Genomic DNA, 18064 nt, shown 5'->3' on the forward strand with positions numbered 1-18064 from the left:
ATCAACCCGCCAGAGTCACGGTGTAGCCCGTACAAAACGCCGCCTGAGCCTTGGTGGGCGCCAGGTCCTGCCAGCCGATCAACTCCACCCGAGAAACGCCGGCAACGTGCAACTGAGCGTCTACGCCGGATCGCGCCACCTCGACGCCCAGCCGCTTGCGCGGATTGATCCAGGCAGCCAATCGAGCTTTCGCCTCCACCAAACTGGCGTCGGCTTCAGGGCCAGCACTGGCCATGTGCAGAATCGCGTTAATTTGATAGCGGATCACCTGGGCGCTTTGCACCGTCACTCGATCTCCCACCGGCCGCACGTTTTCGTCATTCAGCGCGGCAGACACCGTAGCCAGCAATGCTGGCGAAGCCACGCCCTCCCCGTCGAGGCCCAACACCGTTACCGTCACGTAGCAAGGCGCCGGGCTTTCGGCCGTAGCATCTGCCACCAACCCAGATGCGTTTCGGGCGTGCAGGATGTAGCTGTTACGCGGCCCGGCGGTGGTCAGGCCCTCATAGGCCAATTGAATGCGCTCCCGAAACGGATCGTCATCCTCTTTGACCTCCGGCACCGGTGGCACTGCCAGCAGATCTTCAGCTTGAATGACCAGGCGCTTTAGATTGACGTTGGCCCCCAGGTGATCAAGGTCGCCGCGCACGGCGTGCGCCAGCAGCACCGCCTTGCCAGCATCATTGACCCGTGCGCGATTACCAACCTTGATGTAAGCGCCGACTTCCAACACCTTGACCACCGGATCACTTTCCAGCGCGGCGGTCCAGTTACCGCCCATGTAGCCGCGAAAAACTCCCAGCGCCTCCTGGTACACCTCTTCGAAGTCTAGCGGCTCCAACACGGTCGGCGCCGGCAACGACGAAAGATCTACGGTACTCATACGGCCACCTCCAGCGTGACGGCGTCGCCAAGATACTGGCCGACGAGCTTCAGATTGATTTGCCCGCCGATCACGGAAATGACGCGCACCTGGTCCACTTTTAACCGCGGCTCCCAGCGCCCTAGGGCGCGGGCGACTTCCGCCTGTACGGCGCTTTTCCAGCCCTCATTAACGGGCAAGTCAACGAACCGCCGTAGCATGCTGCCGTATTCCGGCCGATGCCGGCGGCTGCCCAACGGGGTGCCCAAGATGTCTGGAACTGATTGGCGTAAGTGCGCGATGCCGGAGATGGGCTGGCCGGTGTGGCGGTCCATTCCGATCATTGTGATTACTCCTTGACTTGCTCCAGATCTGGATGCGCTTTCAAGAACGCAAATTGATCATCGCCACATGCGGTGACGCGACCTGCAATCACAGGAAGCGCCTCGCCGCTGGGAAGGATCAGTGTGCGCGAGGTGAAAACCTTGTCGCGAAATACGCGTGCGGGAACGATGGACGCCACCGTGTCAGCATTCACAGGCGGACCAAGCAGTGCGGGCTTCAATCCCGGGGCCGCAACCGCTTCGACCGACCCGGGCAGCTCGCCATCAGTTCTAGGCTTACTCATAAGGCAGACTCCAGATGTGAAAAAGCCCGCACTGGGCGGGCTGTTGTGAGTTGAAATTAATGTGTGTGGTGGTTGCTGTTGCCACCGGCGTCAATGATCGCGCCAGCACTAGTGATGCCCTTTGTAACGTGCAATGCACCGTCGATTAGCACCGCTGCTTTCAGATTGATGTTGCCGGTGGTCACGTTCACGGTGGTGTCCGTGATGACTGCCTCTGTACTGGCGACTCTGATGGTCACCGTCCCGCTCGGCAGGGTGATGCTGTAGCTCTTGGCCTGCCAGTCGTAGATCAGCGAGCCGCCATCGTCAAAACGCCAGACTTCTACATGATCGCGGTTATCCGGTGGTGGGCCTGCATTGCCATACAGCCCGGGTATGAAAGTGCCTTGGGCCACGTCACCGCTGGCACTTACCAAAGTCCCCTGCTCCCCCATGGAGGGTGCCCGCCAGTGCCTGGCCTTGCCGGCGGCGATGCTGTGCCAGCGCACCCATGCGCTAATCCACTCGCCATCTGAAACCCGACAAACCGGCGGGGAGGCGGCCAGATCGACCGCCACTACGAAGCATTCCTTCACTACCCCCGCCAGCATCCGGTCGTGCTGGGCAGTGGCGTATCCGCTCACAAGTCCTCCGCAGGCACAAAGTCCTCTTTGACGTCGTTGTTGAAGCCAAACAACAGCATGCCCGGCGGCTGATCAGGCCATGGCCATTGTTCAGGGCCGAGGTACACTTGCTGCGTCCACTCCACGAGCCACACCGTGTACCCATCCAAAGCCGGCTGGGTCCAATCCTGCAAGGCCTGGACAAACTCCGCTGGCTCGACCGCCAACCCCCAGGTCTGCGCGCGCAGTAGAACGGCGAGCTGAGTAGCCAACTGCACCGCCTGTTGCTGATGCCGGGGATGAATCGGGTCAACAATGATGCGTGCCTCGAACTTGCACACCAACACGGTTTCACCCGTGCCGATGTCGGTACCCGGTTCAATCTCAGCCAGCTCCAGAAACACAGCCGGCAACGCGATACGGTCTTCGATGTTCGGCCAGGCAGTTACGGCCTGAACCCCGTGCAGGTGACTCGACAGGTGTTGCTCTATCGCCTGATAAAGCTGATCCAGGCTAAAAGGTTCGTCAGCCATTACCGATCCTCTTGGGGTATTTCTGCAGCTCGTAGTTGAGCTCTTGTTTCAGGATCTCCAGCAAACGTTCATCGGCCTTTTGTACCCAGCTTTCAAAATGGGGACGGGCTTGCTCCAGTGACACTTTGGCCTTGGCTAACGGAAAGCGATTGCCATTTTCCGCGACCCATCCAGAACTTGCCCCGCGACCAGGTGACACCATGCTGTCAGGATAATCATCAGCATTAAAATGTTTGCTCGCGGTGCGAATCCAAATATCTGGCTTGTTGCCGTAGACCTTCTTGATGAACGCGCCTTGATAACGCCGCCCCGCCACCGATACACCGCTCCCAGTCTGCCGCGCGCGGCCGATCCGGCTGGACTCGATAGCGTTCAGACCGAACCACAGCTTGCCGCTTGAAGCCCCGCCGGACACCGGGTAACTGCGCAACCGTTGACGCACCGCCGCAACAGCGATGCGCTCTTGCCGACTGACCGCCCGGGCGATGTGTGTGCGCAACCACCCGAGCGTCTTGTTGATGGCTCGACGATGAGCAGTCGCAGCTGCCTTGGGCACCAACTTGGCAAAGTCCTGAAACGCCTGCAGGTCTGCGGCTGAGGATTGGATGGAGATCATGCCGCCGCCAGCCGAGGCCTTGTAATGGCTACCGATGCTCATGGGCGTAACCTCAGAATCAAGGCGACCAGACCGTCGCCGCTCGGCTCCAGCTGCAGCAGGTCGTAATCGCCGCCGCCGTCCAAAGCAGGTAAATCGATGCTGACCAATAGGCCGCGTTTCAAGCCTTCCGAATCGCTGACGCGGATTTCAAACCGAGGCTCGCGCAAGCCGGTGTTCAGTTTGCCGAGCTTGGGCTGCAACCAAGGCGCCGCAAACATGCCGAGCACTGGTTCTCCACGGCCCTCGATCCGCGCGGTGTCGCCCAGTGTTTCGAACACCACGTCGTCGATTTCTTCGATCAGATCGCGGAAGGCCACGGTCACATCTCCAGCAGGATCTGCGCCAGGGGCCGCGTGCACATATGCAGCGGGTTGGATTGGGCTTCGCCGGCCATGCCTTTGTTAAAAGGCAGTGGCTCGATCTTGCTGTAATACGGAACACCTTCGGTGTTTACCGTTTCCATGTAGTCGGCCGGTGCGAATACCGAGATGTACAGATCCGGCACGCCTTCAGGGATCAGCAACGCCTTGTCATCGTGTACGAACGTCATTCCAGCGATTTTTCCGCGATAACGCTCCCAGGTGATGCCGCCGTAATCGAAGCTCTCACGTGCATCACCTCGAAGAGCAGCTGCTTGCTGAGTGTTAAGGTAAGTTTTCTTCACCTCCTCAATTTCAAGAAGTGCGTTCCAGAAATTTTTGCCGCAGAAAGCACGCGACCCGCTGCGGGTCACGCTGCCCAATGCGTCCTCCTGCATATCCAATGCCTCACCACACTGCACGCGAAACGACTTCGTCTCTCCGACCAGGCCCATCGACAACGACTTTCGCTTCACGCCAAATCGATCATACAAATCAAGTAGCACTGTCTTGCCATCGGCATCGTAGATTTTGCCGTTCAGCGCACCGAGGCGCTGGAATTCGTGAGTAACGTCCAACTGCCGACGTGCCTTGGCAAGTCGCTTGTTGACCACGTCCTGCACCGACTGAAGCTCGGAACGCATGCCGAAGGCGCGGATGCCCTGGATCTCATCAGCCTTGATGGTGAAGCGTTGTGGCAGGTGTACGGTGTTGAACGGGATCAGCGTACGCTTGGTACCGCCGACCACCAGACCGGAAGTACCCCGCTCCCCCGCCGGCACCAAAGCCAAGGTGTCACCATCCTTTTCGATCTGTACCGTCAAGGTGGTGATGCCCTCCTCCTGAAACAAACCCAGGCTACTGATACGTCCGGGTACGTACTCCTGTTCGTTGATTGCAGCGGTCAACGAAGATACCGAGAACGCATCGTCATTGAAGATTTGAATGTCAGCCATGAAACAGTTCTCCAAAAAAACAAAAACCCGCACAGTGCGGGTTGAAGGGGTTAAGCGAGTCGCCTTAACGGACGATCACGTCTCGTGCGTTTAGCGCTTTCTCTGCAGCGGGATCCAGGCCGGTCAAGTGCGCTTCGCTAACCTCGGCCAGACGCACCACAGCACACCCTCGACGCACCACGTCCGACATGCTCAATGGTCCGAAGAGGATTGCCTGGGCGTTCTCGCTGCCGTCCTCAGCTGTGGGGTTATAGGGCGCGAACTCACCAGTAGCGGTGACCAAACCCAAGACTTGCCCAGGCTCCAAGGCTGGGCCTGCGGAGACGTTGATCGCTTCGCGGGAAATGGTGCCCGCACCTTCGGATAGCAAGAACTCGCCTGCGTGCATCGATTCAATTTTCATGCTTTTGCTCCTTTCGAGTTGCCGTTCTGCGCCGCCTGACGGGAAGCCCAGATCGATTGAGGATCGGTCTGTTTAGCCTGGACCTTGGGTACAGGGTCGCTCTCCAGCGGCAAGCTGTTGTTGATTTCGAAACCGCCGCCGCTGCTAACCAGCTTGTCGAAAAGACGCGCACGGACAGCCGCTTCGTCCAGGCCAGCGGTGATGAATTCGCCCGTCAGCTCAGGCAGTCGCGCGGCAACGCACAAACCGTGCAGGGCTTTGGCCTTGGTCAGCGCGGCCTGGATAATGGCTTCGCTTTCCAGCTTGGTGGAGGCGAGAATCGGATCCACCAGGTTGCTGATGCCCGCGGCTGCGCAACCTTGTGTGACCATCAGCGCCAATTTGGCCGCGTCCAGCACGGGAGCTGGTTCCGGTGGGTCGACAAGCTCCGGCGGTTCGATCTCAGGTTCTTCATCAAGCTGGGCAAGTAACTCAGATGGGGCATGCTGAAAACGCTGCAACACACTGCCCTGGCCGAGACAAGCTTTGACCTTTATGCCATCGCCCACCTCGTCGGCCAGGCCAAGCGCCACCGCCTCGTTTGCAGTAAGCCAGGTCTCGGCGTCGACCATGCGCCGTAACTCAGCTTCGTCAATGTCCGGCGCTTTGGATTTGTACGCCGCGATAATCGCTTCCAGACTTTGGTCCAACGCATCGGCGACTTTGCGCAAGTCATCCGCATCGCCCGCCGCGTACGTCCACGGGTTGTGAATCATCAGCATGGCGTTGGCTGCGATCACCACCCGGTGAGCACCGCACACCGCGACACCGGCCGCACTGGCAGCCAGTGCATCAATGCGCCCAATGCAGCGCTCGCCCAGCCGCGACAGCGCGTTGTGGATCGCCAGGCCATCGAACAACTCACCGCCAATGCTGTTAAATGCCGCAATCACCGGCGACACGCCGTCATCCATGGCACGCAAGTCCCGCAAGAACTGATTAGCGGTTACACCCCAGGCGCCGATCTCGCCATACACGAAGATCTCGATGCTGCGCTGCTCAGCTTCGCCGCTAGCCTGGAAGGTGTACCAGCTCTTGTCCGCGACGGTTACCTGTTTGCCCGCCTTGTCATAAATGCGAGGTTTCGACTTTTTGCTCATGGTTGTTCCTTGTCATCGATCGTCTCGATGGCTTCAAGAGTGCTGTAGTTGAGTTTCAGGCCGGTAGCCCTGGCGAGGTCGGCGGCGTTTTCGGTGTCGACCGTTTCCGCGTCGTAACCGGTGCGCAACACCATCTCGCTGCGAGAGGCAAAGCCAGCCCGCACCTCCATCTGACGGGCCTGCACGTCCTGCACCGGCTGAATGTAGGCCCAGCCCTGCGGCACCCAGCGTGTGCGCAGGTATTCGCGCCGGCGTTGTGCGTAGTCTTCCAGCACCAGGGCGCCAGAAAGCACCGCCATGTCCATCCAGGCTGCGCGCACCGGTCGACACAGCTGATGCACATACACGCCGAATTGCAGTTGTTCCAGGCGGCGCCGGAACTCGTTGAGCACCACCCGCAGCGCCCGGTCGTTAACCTCACGCATGTCGCCGGTGAGGATCTCGTAAGGCGTGCCGGAACCCGCCGCCGCAGCCATCAGTTGCTGACGCATGAAATCTGGATAGTTGTTGCCGGCGTCCGGTGGTTTGGAAAACTCCACCTCTTCACCTGGTGCCAGTTCCTGCATGGTGCCAGGCTCCAGGGCCACCATCGGCGTGAATCCGTCGCGGTCGGTGGTCAGCAATTGCCCCGTGACAGGATCGCGTGGCTGCTGCCCACTGTCCGGGGCCGGCCGCTTGATGAAGCCGGCGAACAGATTGGCGACCTCTTGGCGAAACAGCACTGCATCGTCGTAGTTGTCCAGGCTGCGCAGCCGCTTCAACACCGGAGCGAGACGCGGTACGCCACGCAACTGCCCAGGCTCCATTGGCTCAAAAATATGCAGCACCTGCGCCGCAGGCACACGCACCAGCTGGTTGTAACCAGCGTTCAGCGACGACGAGTCGCGGGGATGCGACAGATACATCCAATACGCCACGCGCTTGCCGGCCGGGTTAAACTCGATACCGGCACGAATCGCATTGCCGTTTTTGGCCGGCTCGAACTTGTCGTGAGGGACAAACTCAGGGGCCAGCGCTTGCAACTGCAGCGGCACCGCCAAGCCTTCGCTCGGACTGCGTGGCCGCAACCGGACAAAGCACTCGCCAGCCGTTTCCACTGTGCGCGCTATTAGTGCCTGCATGCCGTAGAAATCGGTCAGCTCGTCGGCGTCCGCTTCATCCACCCAATCATCCCACAGCTGCTGCTGAGTTTTACGCAGGTCGGCATCGTCTGTGGTCGGCCTGGGCGTGATACCGGTGCCAATCAGGTTGCTGACGCGTTTGTCGATGACGTTGAACGCGTACGGGTCATTGCGCACCGCCGCCCGCGAACGCGCACGCAGGTTGCGCAGGGCCGGGGTGTTGATGCTGTTGATGCCGCTGTCAGTGGCTTCCCAACTGGCTGAGCGGCGGCCCTCCCCGGCGCCTTCGTAACTGGCCTTGATGTTCGACGGCAGCAAGAATCCGTTACGGGTCAGCGTCGGATAGTGGCGAGCCATTAGAGTCCTTTGCCTCCGTGGGTAAGCCGCACCACGCGAGAGCGTGGACCGGCGGCGTTGGTCAGCGATGTGCGGATCTCGTCGCGGGCCTTGAGCAATTCATCAATGGAGCGGTACTCCACCGTACGGTCGCTGTAGCGCACGGTCTTTTCACCGCGCGCAATGGCTCGCTCGATGGCTTCGAGGTGCTTCGGAGTAAACGACATATCAGCGTCTCTTCAGGTAACCGCTTGTTGAACTGCGGCGTTGTGGGGGTGAAGCGGGTCTCGGTTGGGCAACCGGACCATCGGGTTGCGGCGCTGGCTGTGGTGTCACGGAAGCCTGCTCGGAGACCGTGACACGCTCGGCGGTGACCACCTTTTCATCGAACAAACCGGCCTGGGCTAGAGAGTTTCGCACCCGATCCCAGTCGTGTTCCTGATACCGATTGATTCCGAGGTAGTGAGCCATTGCCAGGCAATACACCATTAGGTCTAGCGCTTCGTTGCGCTCGGCCTTGCCCTTAATCCACTCGATACGCTTGTGACCACGCACGTACTTGGCGACTTTTCGCTCGGCCACGCACTGGGCGAAGAACTCATCGGGCAGGTCGTTGGCAAAGTGCACTGCACCTGGGCCAGACTCAAACGGGTAGCGGTTATAGATCCAGTCCTTTGCAGTGTCTGTACCGACAAACCAAAGCTCGGCGCCGCCGCGTTCGGTCTGACCCTTCCAGGTCACATCCACCATCGAAGGCCGCTGAGCGATCACCGGCTTGCCGGGCTTGCTCGCACCTTTAATGGCGAAGATGTTGCGCCAGCGCCGCACGCGGCAGAACTGATAAACCTCATCCGTGTGGTGACCACCAGAGTCGACAGCCACTGCGAGAATGCCCAAGCCAACGCCACAAGGGTGTCGATAACGCTCCTTGAGCAACTCGTCGAGGACAGCCCAAGTACGCTCATCTGATGGGTCACCGGCTATAACTCGGTGATCAATGACCCAGCGCTCCATGCCGACACCCCAGCCCATTGCCATGAACTCCAGGCGGTCGGCCTGCACGTCGACAGAGCCAGTAATCATCATCACAGCGGCAGGTATCGCACCGAGAGAGAAACCTTCCTTACGAGCTCGCTCGATCAAAACCGATGCCTTGGTCTGCTCTTGTGCACTGTCCCAGACCTTTGCCAGACGAGTGTTGTAGAACACCTGCATGGGTTCAAGGTCACCCTTGCCCTGAGCTTTTTTGGCCTTTTCAAACTGCTTAGCCAGCGACCTCCAGTCCATCCACCCCGGCGGCGAATACAGCGCATTGAGGTGGAACCCCACGGTCTCACCATCGCCTTGGGTGTGGGAGCGCCATTCACCCTTCGCTAACATCTGCCCTTTAAAGTGTTCTTCGATCAATACATCGCAGTCCAGGCCAGACGCAGCGCATTTGTAATGCACCAGGCTAAAATCGGCTGAATAGAGAAGATTCTCCCATTCAAGCACCTGCATGTGGCCACAGTGCGGGCATGGCACGTAGTAATAACGCTGGTCGCTGGATTCAAACAGATCAGCAATGCGTGACGCGCCCTTGATCGTCGGAGAGCTCGAAAAATAGAACTTGGCGTTGCGGCCAAAGGTACTACCCCGCGTTTCCGCTAGTTCGATAGGATCACCCTCATCGCCTACGTCGACCTCCCAACGATCAACTTCATCGCCGTAGATGTAGCGCGCCGACAACTCGGCCAAGTTGGCCGCAGAGCCTGCCGTCGTGACGTACAGCGAGCCTCCCTCGAACTCCTTGGTGTCCATGGTGTTGCGCGAGTCCCGCGAGCGACTCGCTGCAACACGCTCGCGCAACACCGGAGTGGCCTTGATGGTCTTGCCGATCCGAGATGACACTCGCTTGGCCAGACCCAAGCTTGGCAGCAGTGTGAGGATGTTGGACGGCGCCATATGGATTAACCCACCGATCCAGTTCAACGCAATCTGCGTTTTCATCAACTGCGAGGCCACCATAGTCACGACTCGTTTACACGGGTGTGCCGGTGATAGGCATCGCATCGGCTCGCGGGCGTACGGCGTCCGGGATGTGCGGTACTGACCTGGCTCAGCGGCGCCGGTGTCGCGGGGTATGCGCATGTATTCATCTGCCCACTCATCTATCCACACATCTGGATCAGGCTGCATACCTCTGAAATATGCCTCGCGGTAGACCTCCGCGCCATCAGATCGGGCCAGGGTCATCAACCACCTCCCAGTTGGTTTCGAGTGTGTGACCGAAGTCCTCTGCGGACATGCGACTGGCCTCTTCCAGTCTTGTCCGTAACGCTGCCGTCAGGCGTCGTTCGATTTCCCAAGGATCCGTCATAGCAGCCAACTCGGGCGCCAGTTGGGGCGGCATGCCCAAGAGGGTGTCGCGCAACATGCGTCCAGCGTTGTAGGCACCCGACTGAACCGCGACGATCTCGACCATCGAGCCTTGAGCCTTGTGAAACTCCATCTCAGCCAGCTGCGCCAAGTAGTACTCGCGGTGCGCGCGAGCCTTTTGAAAATCTGCCGGTTTACTAGCGGTAGCCATTGGCTGCGGCGCAGCCGTGGAAGTCGGCTCGGCAAGGGGGCTTAGCTGTCTGTGAACGTCACGCTCGACCCTAGCCTGTTGATGACGAGCCGAGACGGCGGCCTTGCTTGGATCGGCGGTTTCGACGATGAGGGCTTCGGTAGCCAGGACGTCGACCTTTTTGCCATCGGCGGATAAAACCAGGCGGTTGTTATCTTTTAGCCATGTGATGTAACTGGGCGACCTGCCGATGCGAGCCGCGAAAGCGCTCTTTGACAGGTAGGTTGGTTCTGTCATGAGCCCTCCTTTTTCAACGGCTTTTCAATGGAGCCTTTCAATTTCAATGGATTGAATTTCAGTAAGCTGGCAGCCCTCCCGCTAACGCTTTCCCGCGGGTTTCATGCCCCGTGTCCCTCGAATGCCCCCAGGGTCCCCGGCGAATTTTCGGCGCTTCATTTTGGTGCGAAACGCTACAGGCCACGTATTACGTCGCCTCCAGCGGATCACGCCTGACCACTGCCCGAGGGCGGCACATCGCATACGCCCAGGCGCTTGGCAGCCCAGCGTTCGTACAGGCCGATGGCTACATCGGCGCCGGCCATCGCAGTGAGGCAGCCGATGCTCCCCGCCGCCAGGACCGACATGCCCGAAGCGTGCAGCAACATCATGGTTGAAAGCCCGCAGACGACGCAGGCCCCGGATCGAAGCAGCAAGCGGCGAACCAATGACCAGCCGCTCACCCCCGCCTTGTCGGCCCGCCATGCTTCGCCGGAAATGCCGCCGATCAAGGACAGTAAGATCACCATCCAGATCGGCATCTCAATTAGTGCCTGCTGCTCGTTCGTCATCGCCCTACCCCATAAACGCAAAAACCCGGCGCAATGGCCGGGTTCAGTGTGGTGGTGTGTCCCGCTCTCTGCGGTCGCACCTATCGAAGATGACTACTTTTTACAGGTGGATTCCGGTGGCAGCAACCCTGTTTTAATGCCACCCGGTGAATGTCTGGTCTACGTCTAGGCAATGTCGGTGAATATCTTTATTTCGGCTTCCAGCGCCTCCGGCGCTGTCCTACCTGCCCCACTATTCAAAGAGAGGTAGGACAGCTAGAGCCCGCTGAATTCGGGGCCTTGCCCTACTGCCCTACCTCTTTTAACTTTTTCTCGTGTAAAGAGAGAAAACTAAAAAAACGCATGCGCGCCAGCGGCGCGTGATGCGACGCGCTACGCTCATGTGTGCGTCGTGCGATATTAGGTAGGGAGGTAGGACAGGCCACGGAATGCGCGGCCTCCAGCAGTCCTACCTTGCAAATTTGAGGTAGGGCAAGGCCGGACAGTAAGACAGTTGTAGGCGCAAGTGTGCGAAAGGTCACGCAGCCTTCCCCATCAGCATGCCGGCAATGTGCAGGTGCGCTTCATGCAGGCGCTGATAGTAGGTATCTCGACTACACCCACAGTGGGTGTACTTCTGCGACAGGAAGCTTTCGTGGTTGCAGTAGTGTTCACGCACGACGACCGACAGCTGCGGCGGCAAGTGCTTGTTGACGATGAGCTCGATGTCGGCCGATTCATCTAACAGTACCCGACTGCCACGCGTGCCGCGTATCAACTCCCCTTTGCACTCCATCAGCATGGCAATCATGTTGCCGCCACTTGGCCCACCGGAGCCTTCCGGCACTGGCGAATGCAGATCCTGCGCCCAGAGCTTGAGCATTTCATCGATTCGCTTAATCAAAGCAAGGCTCCTCATCCCGTGCGGACTCAACCTGCAGCGCTGATGCATTGCCCCAATGATCTGGCTTCTTGTAGGCGTATGGACGAATACCACTTTTCGGCAACGGCGGCAGTCGCACCTTTCGCCATCCGAGTCGATGCATGATCGCCCCGACACGCATCTGCTCAGGCTTGCCCCAGTGGCCATAATCGAGTTTCAACGCACCAGCCAAAATATCCTCGCCGCTCGCCGTTGCGCCGATCTGAGATTCTTCCAACCACTTGACGACCGGACCTTCCCACTCGTCCACCACAAAGCGCGATTCCTGTGCCTCGGCGAATAGTGTCGACTCATCCCGATTGACCCACCAAATGTCACCGGACTGATAACAGAACATCGCTTCGGCCCAAAGCTGGTCGCGGACTTCGCGCAACTGCTCCAAATCGACCTTGGTACACGCGACAGGCCAGTAACGCCGGTTACCCGTGGCATCTTTGAGATATTCGTCTTGGTTCGTCGTACCCACAAAAACACACTGGCGTGGCACGTCCATCGTTCTTCGGCCATAGCTCTCGCGATAAGTGTCAGTCGACGCAGAGAAGAACTGCTTCGCCTTGGTCGACTCAGCTTTGTTGAAACTGTCCAGCTCCCCCAGCTCAATGATCCACTTACCACGGATCGCCTGGAAGCCATCCTTATCGCCCAGGGCGAAAGGTGTATCCATAAACCAGGCACCGCCAAGCACAGACATTGCTGTTGATTTACCGGCGCCCTGTGCCCCTTCGAGGATCATCACAGAGTCAGCCTTACAACCTGGCTGCATCACACGCCCGACCGCTGACACCATCCAGCGCTTACCAACTTTCGAACTGTAGTCAGTTGCTTCAACGCCCATGATGTCAGTCAACCAGGTAGCCAGCCGTGGAACACGGTCCCATTCCAGAGCGTGGAGGTAATTGCGTACAGGATGGAAGGCATGATCATGAGCGACCACACTGACCGCTTCGATCACGCTGCTGGCCTTGACCCGAAGGTTATACTGTTGTGCGAGCCACTTCATTACAAGCATGTCGTCGATATCTGCCCAATCGCCGACACCGCCACCGTATGGGGCGGCGCGTAACTTCACGATTTTTGAGCTGAAGGCGCTGAATCCGATCACTCCAGCCCAACGCTCATCGTTGCCGAGGATTAACTCGACGTTCTGCATGTGCGCAATCAGGGAGCCGTTTTCAGTTCGGGCCAATTGATCTTTCCAACCACCAGCTGCAGGAGGCTTGACCACCGCCAACACCTGGCGGCGGACAGCCTCCAATCCCTCAGCAACATGCAGGTCGTTGAAGTCAGTCCACTTGATCTCGCGCTCGCCGGAGAACACAGGGCCGACTACCTGACCACCAACGACCAGCGCGGCGTTGTTTGCTTTCTCTTCGCCTGGGTTCCAAGGGTCACCGTTGGGACGCTTAGTTTTCCAGTCGTCGTCCCGGCAGATGATCAGCGGACAGCCAGGAAAGCGCTCGCGCATCGCTTTGGAGACCGGAAGCAGGTTGCCCGCGTCGAAGGCGATGGCGACAGGGAGCGAAGTCGCCATGTGCAGGCTTGCGCCCGTGGCATAGCCCTCACATACCAGCACCGGCTCGCCAGGCTCAGGGTGTGGGCCGATTAAATGGAAGGCGCCCTCTTTAGACATACCAGGCGGCCAGTACTGCTTATCTCGGCCAGTGTCTTCTTGCTTGACTGGGAAGATCACCTGCAGGCCGACAGTTTGGTCGCGCACATTGCACATGGGGACTAGAAGTGCGCCGGTACGTGGCGCATAGCGAACCCTGAAGCCTACGATCTGCTTTCGATCCAGATAGGCGCTTTTACCCTTTTCGGGCATGCGCTTGAACAGGCTGGCAGCACGGTTGGCGGCTCGGCGTGATGCGTTGGCCTGGATCTCGGCGGCCTTCCGCTTGGCATCTTCTTGGCGAGCGCGCATGACTTCACGCTCTTCAGGGCTCATACGCCCGGCCTTGACCTTGATCTTTTGGGTATCGCCGGAGCGCCAGTCACCGAAGCTGCCAAAGATCAGCATCTCGTTTTTCTCGGTCCGGTGTTCATGGACCACGAACCAGCCGTTTTTTTCCTTGCCCTTATCTTGGGTGGTTTTGCAGCGAGTGAGCTTGCCGAAAACCAATGGCTGATCAGGCTCAAGGCCATAATCCGCAAACTGATTAATTACCTCATCGAGCATAACGGGAAGCCCTCAGATCGTCTGCGGATTGGCATTCAACACAGTGAGTGCAACCGGGCTGTGCCAACCGACGAGCTTCCGGGATTGGCTCATCGCATTCATCACAGAACATCAAGGAATGCAGGCTCGTGGCAGAAAGGTGGGCTGCGCGCGCAGCCAAAGCCTGATCAAGTCGCTCCTGCACCAGGTCATTTGCAAAGTCAGCAATATCAGCCACGTTCCACCCCACGAGTAGTCTGGTTGACGTAGCGGGCGCGGTTGTACATACCCAACAAACCCTGGATGCCGCGAAACACCAACTGGCGTATCTCAGCCAACTCACCGTCGTCGACTTTGCCGTCGCCAATATGCTTGGCCCAAGTTTCGGAAAGGTCCGCTACCTGCCGGAAGAACTGCGCAATCCCAGTGGTAAGGGTTTCGGGCATATCATTGGTGTACGACTCGGCCAGCTCCTGCCAGATCGTGTCGCCAACAAGGCCGTGCACAGCGTCGAGAATCCGACGGTCTTTGGTCAGTTCGAGGATTTCGCCAAATTCTTGGATATTGACTGTGTGCGAGGGGTGCGTAGGAGACAACTTGTGTTGCAGCGTTGTGGCATTGCGGCCGGTAGTGGCGGCGATTGCAGCAGCGCCACCCGGATAATCCCGTGCGGCGTGGTAAAGCGCTAATTCGAGCGTCAGGACTTCCCGCTGTGCTCGATCAACGCAACTCAGAGCAATTCGGCTCATGGCATTAATCCTTATAAGTTGCCAGTGCCGCGCGGCGTGCAGTGGTGTTACATTTGCCGCGCGGCTTGAAAGGGCCCAAACGCCGGCAAGATCCTCAAGATCGAAACCGGCACCGTGCCGAGGTGAGTGATCCGTCTTTCACCTCTGGCGCAACAGCTGCCTAATCTGTGGTGGAAAAGGCAGCAACCCAAGGCATCCGTGCCTTGGAAGCGCGGTAATGAGAGGTGGTTAGCATGTGGTGTGCCCTCAACTCTTTATCGCGACCCGACAGCACTGTGGTGGTGTGTGCCGGGAGGAACTGGGCGGCCCTTGGGTCGCCTTTTTTCTTAAGCTGCTTGAGCTGTACCATTCAAAACGGCAGAGGCATTCGCTTGTACTCGCAAATATTGCCAATCAATATCGGGTCGAAGCAGCTCGCAAGTCACCCTGCCCTTTGTCTGTCGATCAATAGCAATGGCGAGGCCGGCGTTGGCTCGACGATTACCATAGGCGACTTGCTTAAGCTGCCCAACCGACGTACCGCAACCAGCCGCAAATGCTCCAAGCTGTGCGGCATCCAAACCCTTAATAAAGTCCAGTAGAGTCATGTCCACCTCCAAAACACAGACGCGAGATTAGCAATTGCTAATCCGTTGCGCAATAGCAGTCTGTAATTTACAAATTGCTAACGCAAGAGCCATGATTCTCATATGGATATCTACGAAAAACGCCTCACCATTCTCAAAGCCCTTATTGGTGAAAACCAGCTGAAGGAGTTTGCAGCAGCACATGCCGATATTGATGCCTCCTACCTTTCGCAGATTCTCAATGGTCATCGAACGCTAGGAGACCGTGCCGCGATGAACCTCGCGAAAAAATTGGCTGTTCCTGCTGAGCTGCTTACAGAGGGAAATTACTCGGCTACCGACCAAGACCGCATAACTGCGAGATGGCTGGCACTGAGCCTTAAACCGCCGACACTCCCTCATCCCGCTTTTTTCAATGCAACGATAAATGAGACCGCTCAGCGTGTTTCGGAGCATAAAGAGTGGTCCGTCAAGAATCGCAAGGCTGCTCCTGTACCGGTAGTAGGTAAGGCGATGTTGGGTTCCGATGGATACTTTGATGCTCTCGACTACCCCACCGGGCATGGTGACGGCTACATCGATATTGTCAGCTCCGACCCCGACGCCTATGGACTCAAGATGGTAGGCAGCAGCATGCACCCGCGAATAAAAAGCGGAGAATTCGTTTTGATTGAGCCAAATCATCGCTATCAGACGGGCGATGAGGTGCTTGTAAGAACGACTGACGGGAGAGCGATGGTCAAGGAATTCATTTACTACCGTGACGGCCAATATCGATTCGACAGCATTAGCGACGGCTATCCGCCAATTTTTTTGGATGAGCATCTCGTCGAAAAAATCCATTACGTTGCTGCAATATTGAAATCGTCAAAGTACCTCGACATATAAATTTAGCATTTGCTATTGCATAAAAAATTAGCTGTTGCTAATTTTGCCTCACCTCTCCACCACAGAGCCGAGGCAAGACTATGCACACCACAGCAACCCTGCACGCCCACCCGGCGTGCAAACCCATTCGAGTATTCGAGGTTCGCTCCCTAGCCCGTGAATACGGCTGCCCCTTCATCACTAGCAAACCCAAACTGAAGCAACGCTTCACGCCTGCCCCATTCGACCCTAACGGCGGAGGGCAGGCAGCATGAGCCGACTGAAACTCAGCAATCAGTCCAAACAACTTCTGGCGGCCCAAGTCCGCTTGACCGGTACCTTCCATCACGACCTCAAAACTGCAGCAGGGTCGAACGTTCAGGCCACTGCGGAGTTCGACCAATGCACTTCGGCGATTCACCTGTCAGTCGCCATTGGCGGCACTCGCAACAGCATTACTCTGGATCGCAAGCACCGCAACAACGGCCGTAGAGCTGCTCGTTTTATCGAAGCGAGCGCGAATGGCGGGGTCGAATCGCTTTCACTGGATGGCGCGGACGAACATGAGCTGGTAACAGATACAGAGATCATGCTTCGCCATGCAGTCCGCACCGGCAAAGGTAGCTATTACCCACGTATCGCCGGGATCGAAGATCTACGACTCATCGTCGCGTCAACACAACGTGGCGCGATAGCCGCAACCCTCGAAACTGACGACGCAAGCGCTCAGATTCTTCTGCCACGCGCCCCTCACCAAGCCTATGCCGTCCTGGTAGAGCATCTTGAGCGCTTCGTCGCTGGCCACCGCTTGGCAATGGCCGCATAGGAGGACGACATGGAACGCAACCTCGAACAAGCCGCCAAGTACTTCGGACTTACACGCCCCAAATTAATCGCCCTTATGCGCGAGAAAGGCCTGCTCAATGACCGCCGCCTTCCAGCCTTCCCCATTCGTGATCGCGAGTACCTGCGGATCAAGAACGGCAACTGGCACCACGAGACCGCGGGCATGCAATACAGCCAATCGACCAAGGTCAGGGAAGCCGGCATGCCCTGGTTGGCCGAGCAACTAGGGCTCGAACTGCCAGCTATCCCGGCAGACAACCGTGACGTGGCCTAGGGAGTACGCCCGCCAGATCGTCGCCATGCGCACACGCGAGGAGCGCAACGCCGCGCTGCTCGAAGTGCCGGAGCATCTGCGGGAGCTGACTAAACGCCATTGCCTGAATGCCTGGAATCATCCTCAACGGAAGAAACCCAATGACTGCACACGCTGACCAACAGCCACTAAGACTGCTGCCCGCACCCGATCCGGTGACAGTCGAACTGCTGTACCGGACCTTTGGTGACGTTCTGATCCCGGTGGAAAAGTTGCGCGAACGGTACTTCCGGAACCTCAACGAAGGATCTTTTGCCGACGCAATTACCACAGGCCGAATTCAACTGCCCGTGACAACGCTGGTCAACAGCCGCAAGGCGCCGAAGTACGCTCATATCAAGCATGTGGCCTCGCTAATCGACATTCGCGCCTACAGGGCGGATGAAGATATGCCGCGAACAGAAGCCGTCGAAGACGAGGCGTGATATGTCACTGCTAGATCAATGCCGACACTGCGATACACCGTTGTCTGCCGAAGAACAGGCCAGCCGACTGTGTGATGAGTGCAGCTACTTTGCCGCCGACTATCAGCGCTACGACGCCCTCCGAGAGGAGGGTTACATGCCCTATCAGGCCAAGCTGATGTGTGGCCTGGCAGATCCACCAGATTCAGACGACGAATAACCCAATCAACCGGCTGCCACCACCAGCCA

26 protein-coding genes are annotated in these 18064 nt (G+C 58.2%); 6 read left to right on the plus strand and 20 right to left on the minus strand.

Annotated features, from left to right (window positions below; translation table 11 throughout):
• Position 1: 1 nt before the first annotated feature.
• From ABWL43_RS15170 to ABWL43_RS15265, 20 genes are all read right to left on the minus strand, one after another.
• Positions 2-883 (minus strand): baseplate J/gp47 family protein, encoded by an 882-nt coding sequence (locus tag ABWL43_RS15170; protein ID WP_124417578.1) that lies wholly within the window; start codon positions 881-883, stop codon positions 2-4.
• Positions 880-1206, minus strand: coding sequence for a GPW/gp25 family protein (locus tag ABWL43_RS15175; protein WP_404482981.1), 327 nt, complete (start codon positions 1204-1206; stop codon positions 880-882). Before ABWL43_RS15175 ends, ABWL43_RS15170 begins: the two co-directional genes overlap by 4 nt.
• 5 nt (positions 1207-1211) lie before the next feature.
• On the minus strand, positions 1212-1490 hold the full coding sequence (locus tag ABWL43_RS15180) for a hypothetical protein (protein ID WP_404482982.1): 279 nt from the start codon (positions 1488-1490) through the stop codon (positions 1212-1214).
• Positions 1491-1546: 56 nt separating this feature from the next.
• Positions 1547-2080: a phage baseplate assembly protein V gene (locus ABWL43_RS15185; protein WP_404488423.1), complete on the minus strand. Its 534-nt coding sequence runs from the start codon at positions 2078-2080 to the stop codon at positions 1547-1549.
• 29 nt (positions 2081-2109) lie between these two features.
• Entirely contained in the window at positions 2110-2625 is a 516-nt protein-coding gene (locus tag ABWL43_RS15190; RefSeq protein WP_404482983.1) for a hypothetical protein, read from the minus strand.
• Positions 2618-3283, minus strand: a complete 666-nt coding sequence (locus ABWL43_RS15195) for a hypothetical protein (protein ID WP_404482984.1) — start codon at positions 3281-3283, stop codon at positions 2618-2620. Before ABWL43_RS15195 ends, ABWL43_RS15190 begins: the two co-directional genes overlap by 8 nt.
• Positions 3280-3600, minus strand: coding sequence for a hypothetical protein (locus ABWL43_RS15200; RefSeq protein ID WP_404482985.1), 321 nt, complete (start codon positions 3598-3600; stop codon positions 3280-3282). Before ABWL43_RS15200 ends, ABWL43_RS15195 begins: the two co-directional genes overlap by 4 nt.
• Positions 3601-3602: 2 nt before the next feature.
• The gene (locus tag ABWL43_RS15205; protein WP_404482986.1) at positions 3603-4598 is read right to left on the minus strand and encodes a major capsid protein; all 996 of its coding nucleotides are present in this window, start codon (positions 4596-4598) and stop codon (positions 3603-3605) included.
• A gap of 64 nt (positions 4599-4662) precedes the next feature.
• On the minus strand, positions 4663-5001 hold the full coding sequence (locus ABWL43_RS15210; protein WP_404482987.1) for a head decoration protein: 339 nt from the start codon (positions 4999-5001) through the stop codon (positions 4663-4665).
• Entirely contained in the window at positions 4998-6140 is a 1143-nt protein-coding gene (locus tag ABWL43_RS15215) for a head maturation protease, ClpP-related (RefSeq protein WP_404482988.1), read from the minus strand. Before ABWL43_RS15215 ends, ABWL43_RS15210 begins: the two co-directional genes overlap by 4 nt.
• Positions 6137-7618 (minus strand): phage portal protein, encoded by a 1482-nt coding sequence (locus ABWL43_RS15220; RefSeq protein WP_404482989.1) that lies wholly within the window; start codon positions 7616-7618, stop codon positions 6137-6139. The genes ABWL43_RS15215 and ABWL43_RS15220 overlap by 4 nt, the downstream gene beginning before the upstream one ends.
• Complete coding sequence (locus tag ABWL43_RS15225) at positions 7618-7824, minus strand: phage head-tail joining protein (RefSeq protein WP_048729082.1); 207 nt, start codon at positions 7822-7824, stop codon at positions 7618-7620. Before ABWL43_RS15225 ends, ABWL43_RS15220 begins: the two co-directional genes overlap by 1 nt.
• A gap of 1 nt (position 7825) precedes the next feature.
• Entirely contained in the window at positions 7826-9832 is a 2007-nt protein-coding gene (locus tag ABWL43_RS15230) for a phage terminase large subunit family protein (RefSeq protein ID WP_404482990.1), read from the minus strand.
• Positions 9813-10442, minus strand: coding sequence for a terminase small subunit (locus ABWL43_RS15235; RefSeq protein WP_404482991.1), 630 nt, complete (start codon positions 10440-10442; stop codon positions 9813-9815). Before ABWL43_RS15235 ends, ABWL43_RS15230 begins: the two co-directional genes overlap by 20 nt.
• Before the next feature lie 206 nt (positions 10443-10648).
• Complete coding sequence (locus tag ABWL43_RS15240; RefSeq protein WP_003172128.1) at positions 10649-10993, minus strand: phage holin family protein; 345 nt, start codon at positions 10991-10993, stop codon at positions 10649-10651.
• Between the two features lie 517 nt (positions 10994-11510).
• Positions 11511-11876, minus strand: a complete 366-nt coding sequence (locus ABWL43_RS15245; protein ID WP_069672305.1) for a hypothetical protein — start codon at positions 11874-11876, stop codon at positions 11511-11513.
• A complete protein-coding gene (locus ABWL43_RS15250; RefSeq protein WP_404482992.1) occupies positions 11869-14091 on the minus strand; it encodes a VapE domain-containing protein in 2223 nt (740 codons plus the stop codon). The genes ABWL43_RS15245 and ABWL43_RS15250 overlap by 8 nt, the downstream gene beginning before the upstream one ends.
• The gene (locus ABWL43_RS15255; protein WP_404482993.1) at positions 14081-14308 is read right to left on the minus strand and encodes a TraR/DksA family transcriptional regulator; all 228 of its coding nucleotides are present in this window, start codon (positions 14306-14308) and stop codon (positions 14081-14083) included. Before ABWL43_RS15255 ends, ABWL43_RS15250 begins: the two co-directional genes overlap by 11 nt.
• On the minus strand, positions 14301-14819 hold the full coding sequence (locus ABWL43_RS15260; protein WP_185709339.1) for a phage regulatory CII family protein: 519 nt from the start codon (positions 14817-14819) through the stop codon (positions 14301-14303). The genes ABWL43_RS15255 and ABWL43_RS15260 overlap by 8 nt, the downstream gene beginning before the upstream one ends.
• 326 nt (positions 14820-15145) lie before the next feature.
• Positions 15146-15406: a YdaS family helix-turn-helix protein gene (locus ABWL43_RS15265; protein ID WP_404482994.1), complete on the minus strand. Its 261-nt coding sequence runs from the start codon at positions 15404-15406 to the stop codon at positions 15146-15148.
• Between the two features lie 102 nt (positions 15407-15508).
• Between ABWL43_RS15265 and ABWL43_RS15270 the strand changes: the two genes are divergently transcribed.
• The 6 genes from ABWL43_RS15270 (at position 15509) to ABWL43_RS15295 (ending at position 18035) form a co-directional block, all read left to right on the plus strand.
• Positions 15509-16273, plus strand: coding sequence for a S24 family peptidase (locus tag ABWL43_RS15270; RefSeq protein ID WP_404482995.1), 765 nt, complete (start codon positions 15509-15511; stop codon positions 16271-16273).
• 250 nt (positions 16274-16523) lie between these two features.
• Positions 16524-17078 (plus strand): hypothetical protein, encoded by a 555-nt coding sequence (locus ABWL43_RS15275; protein WP_404482996.1) that lies wholly within the window; start codon positions 16524-16526, stop codon positions 17076-17078.
• A gap of 9 nt (positions 17079-17087) precedes the next feature.
• Positions 17088-17372: a phage antirepressor KilAC domain-containing protein gene (locus tag ABWL43_RS15280; protein ID WP_404482997.1), complete on the plus strand. Its 285-nt coding sequence runs from the start codon at positions 17088-17090 to the stop codon at positions 17370-17372.
• A gap of 25 nt (positions 17373-17397) precedes the next feature.
• Complete coding sequence (locus tag ABWL43_RS15285) at positions 17398-17529, plus strand: hypothetical protein (RefSeq protein ID WP_404482998.1); 132 nt, start codon at positions 17398-17400, stop codon at positions 17527-17529.
• Positions 17513-17836 carry a pyocin activator PrtN family protein gene (locus ABWL43_RS15290; RefSeq protein ID WP_404482999.1) on the plus strand — a complete coding sequence of 108 codons (324 nt, stop codon included), beginning with the start codon at positions 17513-17515 and terminating at the stop codon, positions 17834-17836. The genes ABWL43_RS15285 and ABWL43_RS15290 overlap by 17 nt, the downstream gene beginning before the upstream one ends.
• Position 17837: 1 nt before the next feature.
• Entirely contained in the window at positions 17838-18035 is a 198-nt protein-coding gene (locus tag ABWL43_RS15295; protein WP_404483000.1) for a hypothetical protein, read from the plus strand.
• Positions 18036-18064 lie beyond the last annotated feature (29 nt).

The organism is Pseudomonas sp. HT11, assembly GCF_044875395.1.
In the GTDB taxonomy this organism is placed as follows: Bacteria; Pseudomonadota; Gammaproteobacteria; order Pseudomonadales; family Pseudomonadaceae; genus Aquipseudomonas.

Bases quoted from the DNA above. Each gene is read 5' to 3' on its own strand.
- ABWL43_RS15275 (WP_404482996.1), top strand. From the start codon at position 16,524: ATGAGCCGACTGAAACTCAGCAATCAGTCCAAACAACTTCTGGCGGCC.
- ABWL43_RS15265 (WP_404482994.1), bottom strand. From the start codon at position 15,406: ATGACTCTACTGGACTTTATTAAGGGTTTGGATGCCGCACAGCTTGGA.
- ABWL43_RS15280 (WP_404482997.1), top strand. From the start codon at position 17,088: ATGGAACGCAACCTCGAACAAGCCGCCAAGTACTTCGGACTTACACGC.
- ABWL43_RS15290 (WP_404482999.1), top strand. From the start codon at position 17,513: ATGACTGCACACGCTGACCAACAGCCACTAAGACTGCTGCCCGCACCC.
- ABWL43_RS15250 (WP_404482992.1), bottom strand. From the start codon at position 14,091: ATGCTCGATGAGGTAATTAATCAGTTTGCGGATTATGGCCTTGAGCCT.
- ABWL43_RS15295 (WP_404483000.1), top strand. From the start codon at position 17,838: ATGTCACTGCTAGATCAATGCCGACACTGCGATACACCGTTGTCTGCC.
- ABWL43_RS15175 (WP_404482981.1), bottom strand. From the start codon at position 1,206: ATGATCGGAATGGACCGCCACACCGGCCAGCCCATCTCCGGCATCGCG.
- ABWL43_RS15260 (WP_185709339.1), bottom strand. From the start codon at position 14,819: ATGAGCCGAATTGCTCTGAGTTGCGTTGATCGAGCACAGCGGGAAGTC.
- ABWL43_RS15205 (WP_404482986.1), bottom strand. From the start codon at position 4,598: ATGGCTGACATTCAAATCTTCAATGACGATGCGTTCTCGGTATCTTCG.
- ABWL43_RS15240 (WP_003172128.1), bottom strand. From the start codon at position 10,993: ATGACGAACGAGCAGCAGGCACTAATTGAGATGCCGATCTGGATGGTG.
- ABWL43_RS15225 (WP_048729082.1), bottom strand. From the start codon at position 7,824: ATGTCGTTTACTCCGAAGCACCTCGAAGCCATCGAGCGAGCCATTGCG.
- ABWL43_RS15195 (WP_404482984.1), bottom strand. From the start codon at position 3,283: ATGAGCATCGGTAGCCATTACAAGGCCTCGGCTGGCGGCGGCATGATC.
- ABWL43_RS15230 (WP_404482990.1), bottom strand. From the start codon at position 9,832: ATGACCCTGGCCCGATCTGATGGCGCGGAGGTCTACCGCGAGGCATAT.
- ABWL43_RS15215 (WP_404482988.1), bottom strand. From the start codon at position 6,140: ATGAGCAAAAAGTCGAAACCTCGCATTTATGACAAGGCGGGCAAACAG.
- ABWL43_RS15190 (WP_404482983.1), bottom strand. From the start codon at position 2,625: ATGGCTGACGAACCTTTTAGCCTGGATCAGCTTTATCAGGCGATAGAG.
- ABWL43_RS15270 (WP_404482995.1), top strand. From the start codon at position 15,509: ATGGATATCTACGAAAAACGCCTCACCATTCTCAAAGCCCTTATTGGT.
- ABWL43_RS15185 (WP_404488423.1), bottom strand. From the start codon at position 2,080: ATGCTGGCGGGGGTAGTGAAGGAATGCTTCGTAGTGGCGGTCGATCTG.
- ABWL43_RS15235 (WP_404482991.1), bottom strand. From the start codon at position 10,442: ATGACAGAACCAACCTACCTGTCAAAGAGCGCTTTCGCGGCTCGCATC.
- ABWL43_RS15210 (WP_404482987.1), bottom strand. From the start codon at position 5,001: ATGAAAATTGAATCGATGCACGCAGGCGAGTTCTTGCTATCCGAAGGT.
- ABWL43_RS15285 (WP_404482998.1), top strand. From the start codon at position 17,398: ATGCGCACACGCGAGGAGCGCAACGCCGCGCTGCTCGAAGTGCCGGAG.
- ABWL43_RS15170 (WP_124417578.1), bottom strand. From the start codon at position 883: ATGAGTACCGTAGATCTTTCGTCGTTGCCGGCGCCGACCGTGTTGGAG.
- ABWL43_RS15220 (WP_404482989.1), bottom strand. From the start codon at position 7,618: ATGGCTCGCCACTATCCGACGCTGACCCGTAACGGATTCTTGCTGCCG.
- ABWL43_RS15180 (WP_404482982.1), bottom strand. From the start codon at position 1,490: ATGAGTAAGCCTAGAACTGATGGCGAGCTGCCCGGGTCGGTCGAAGCG.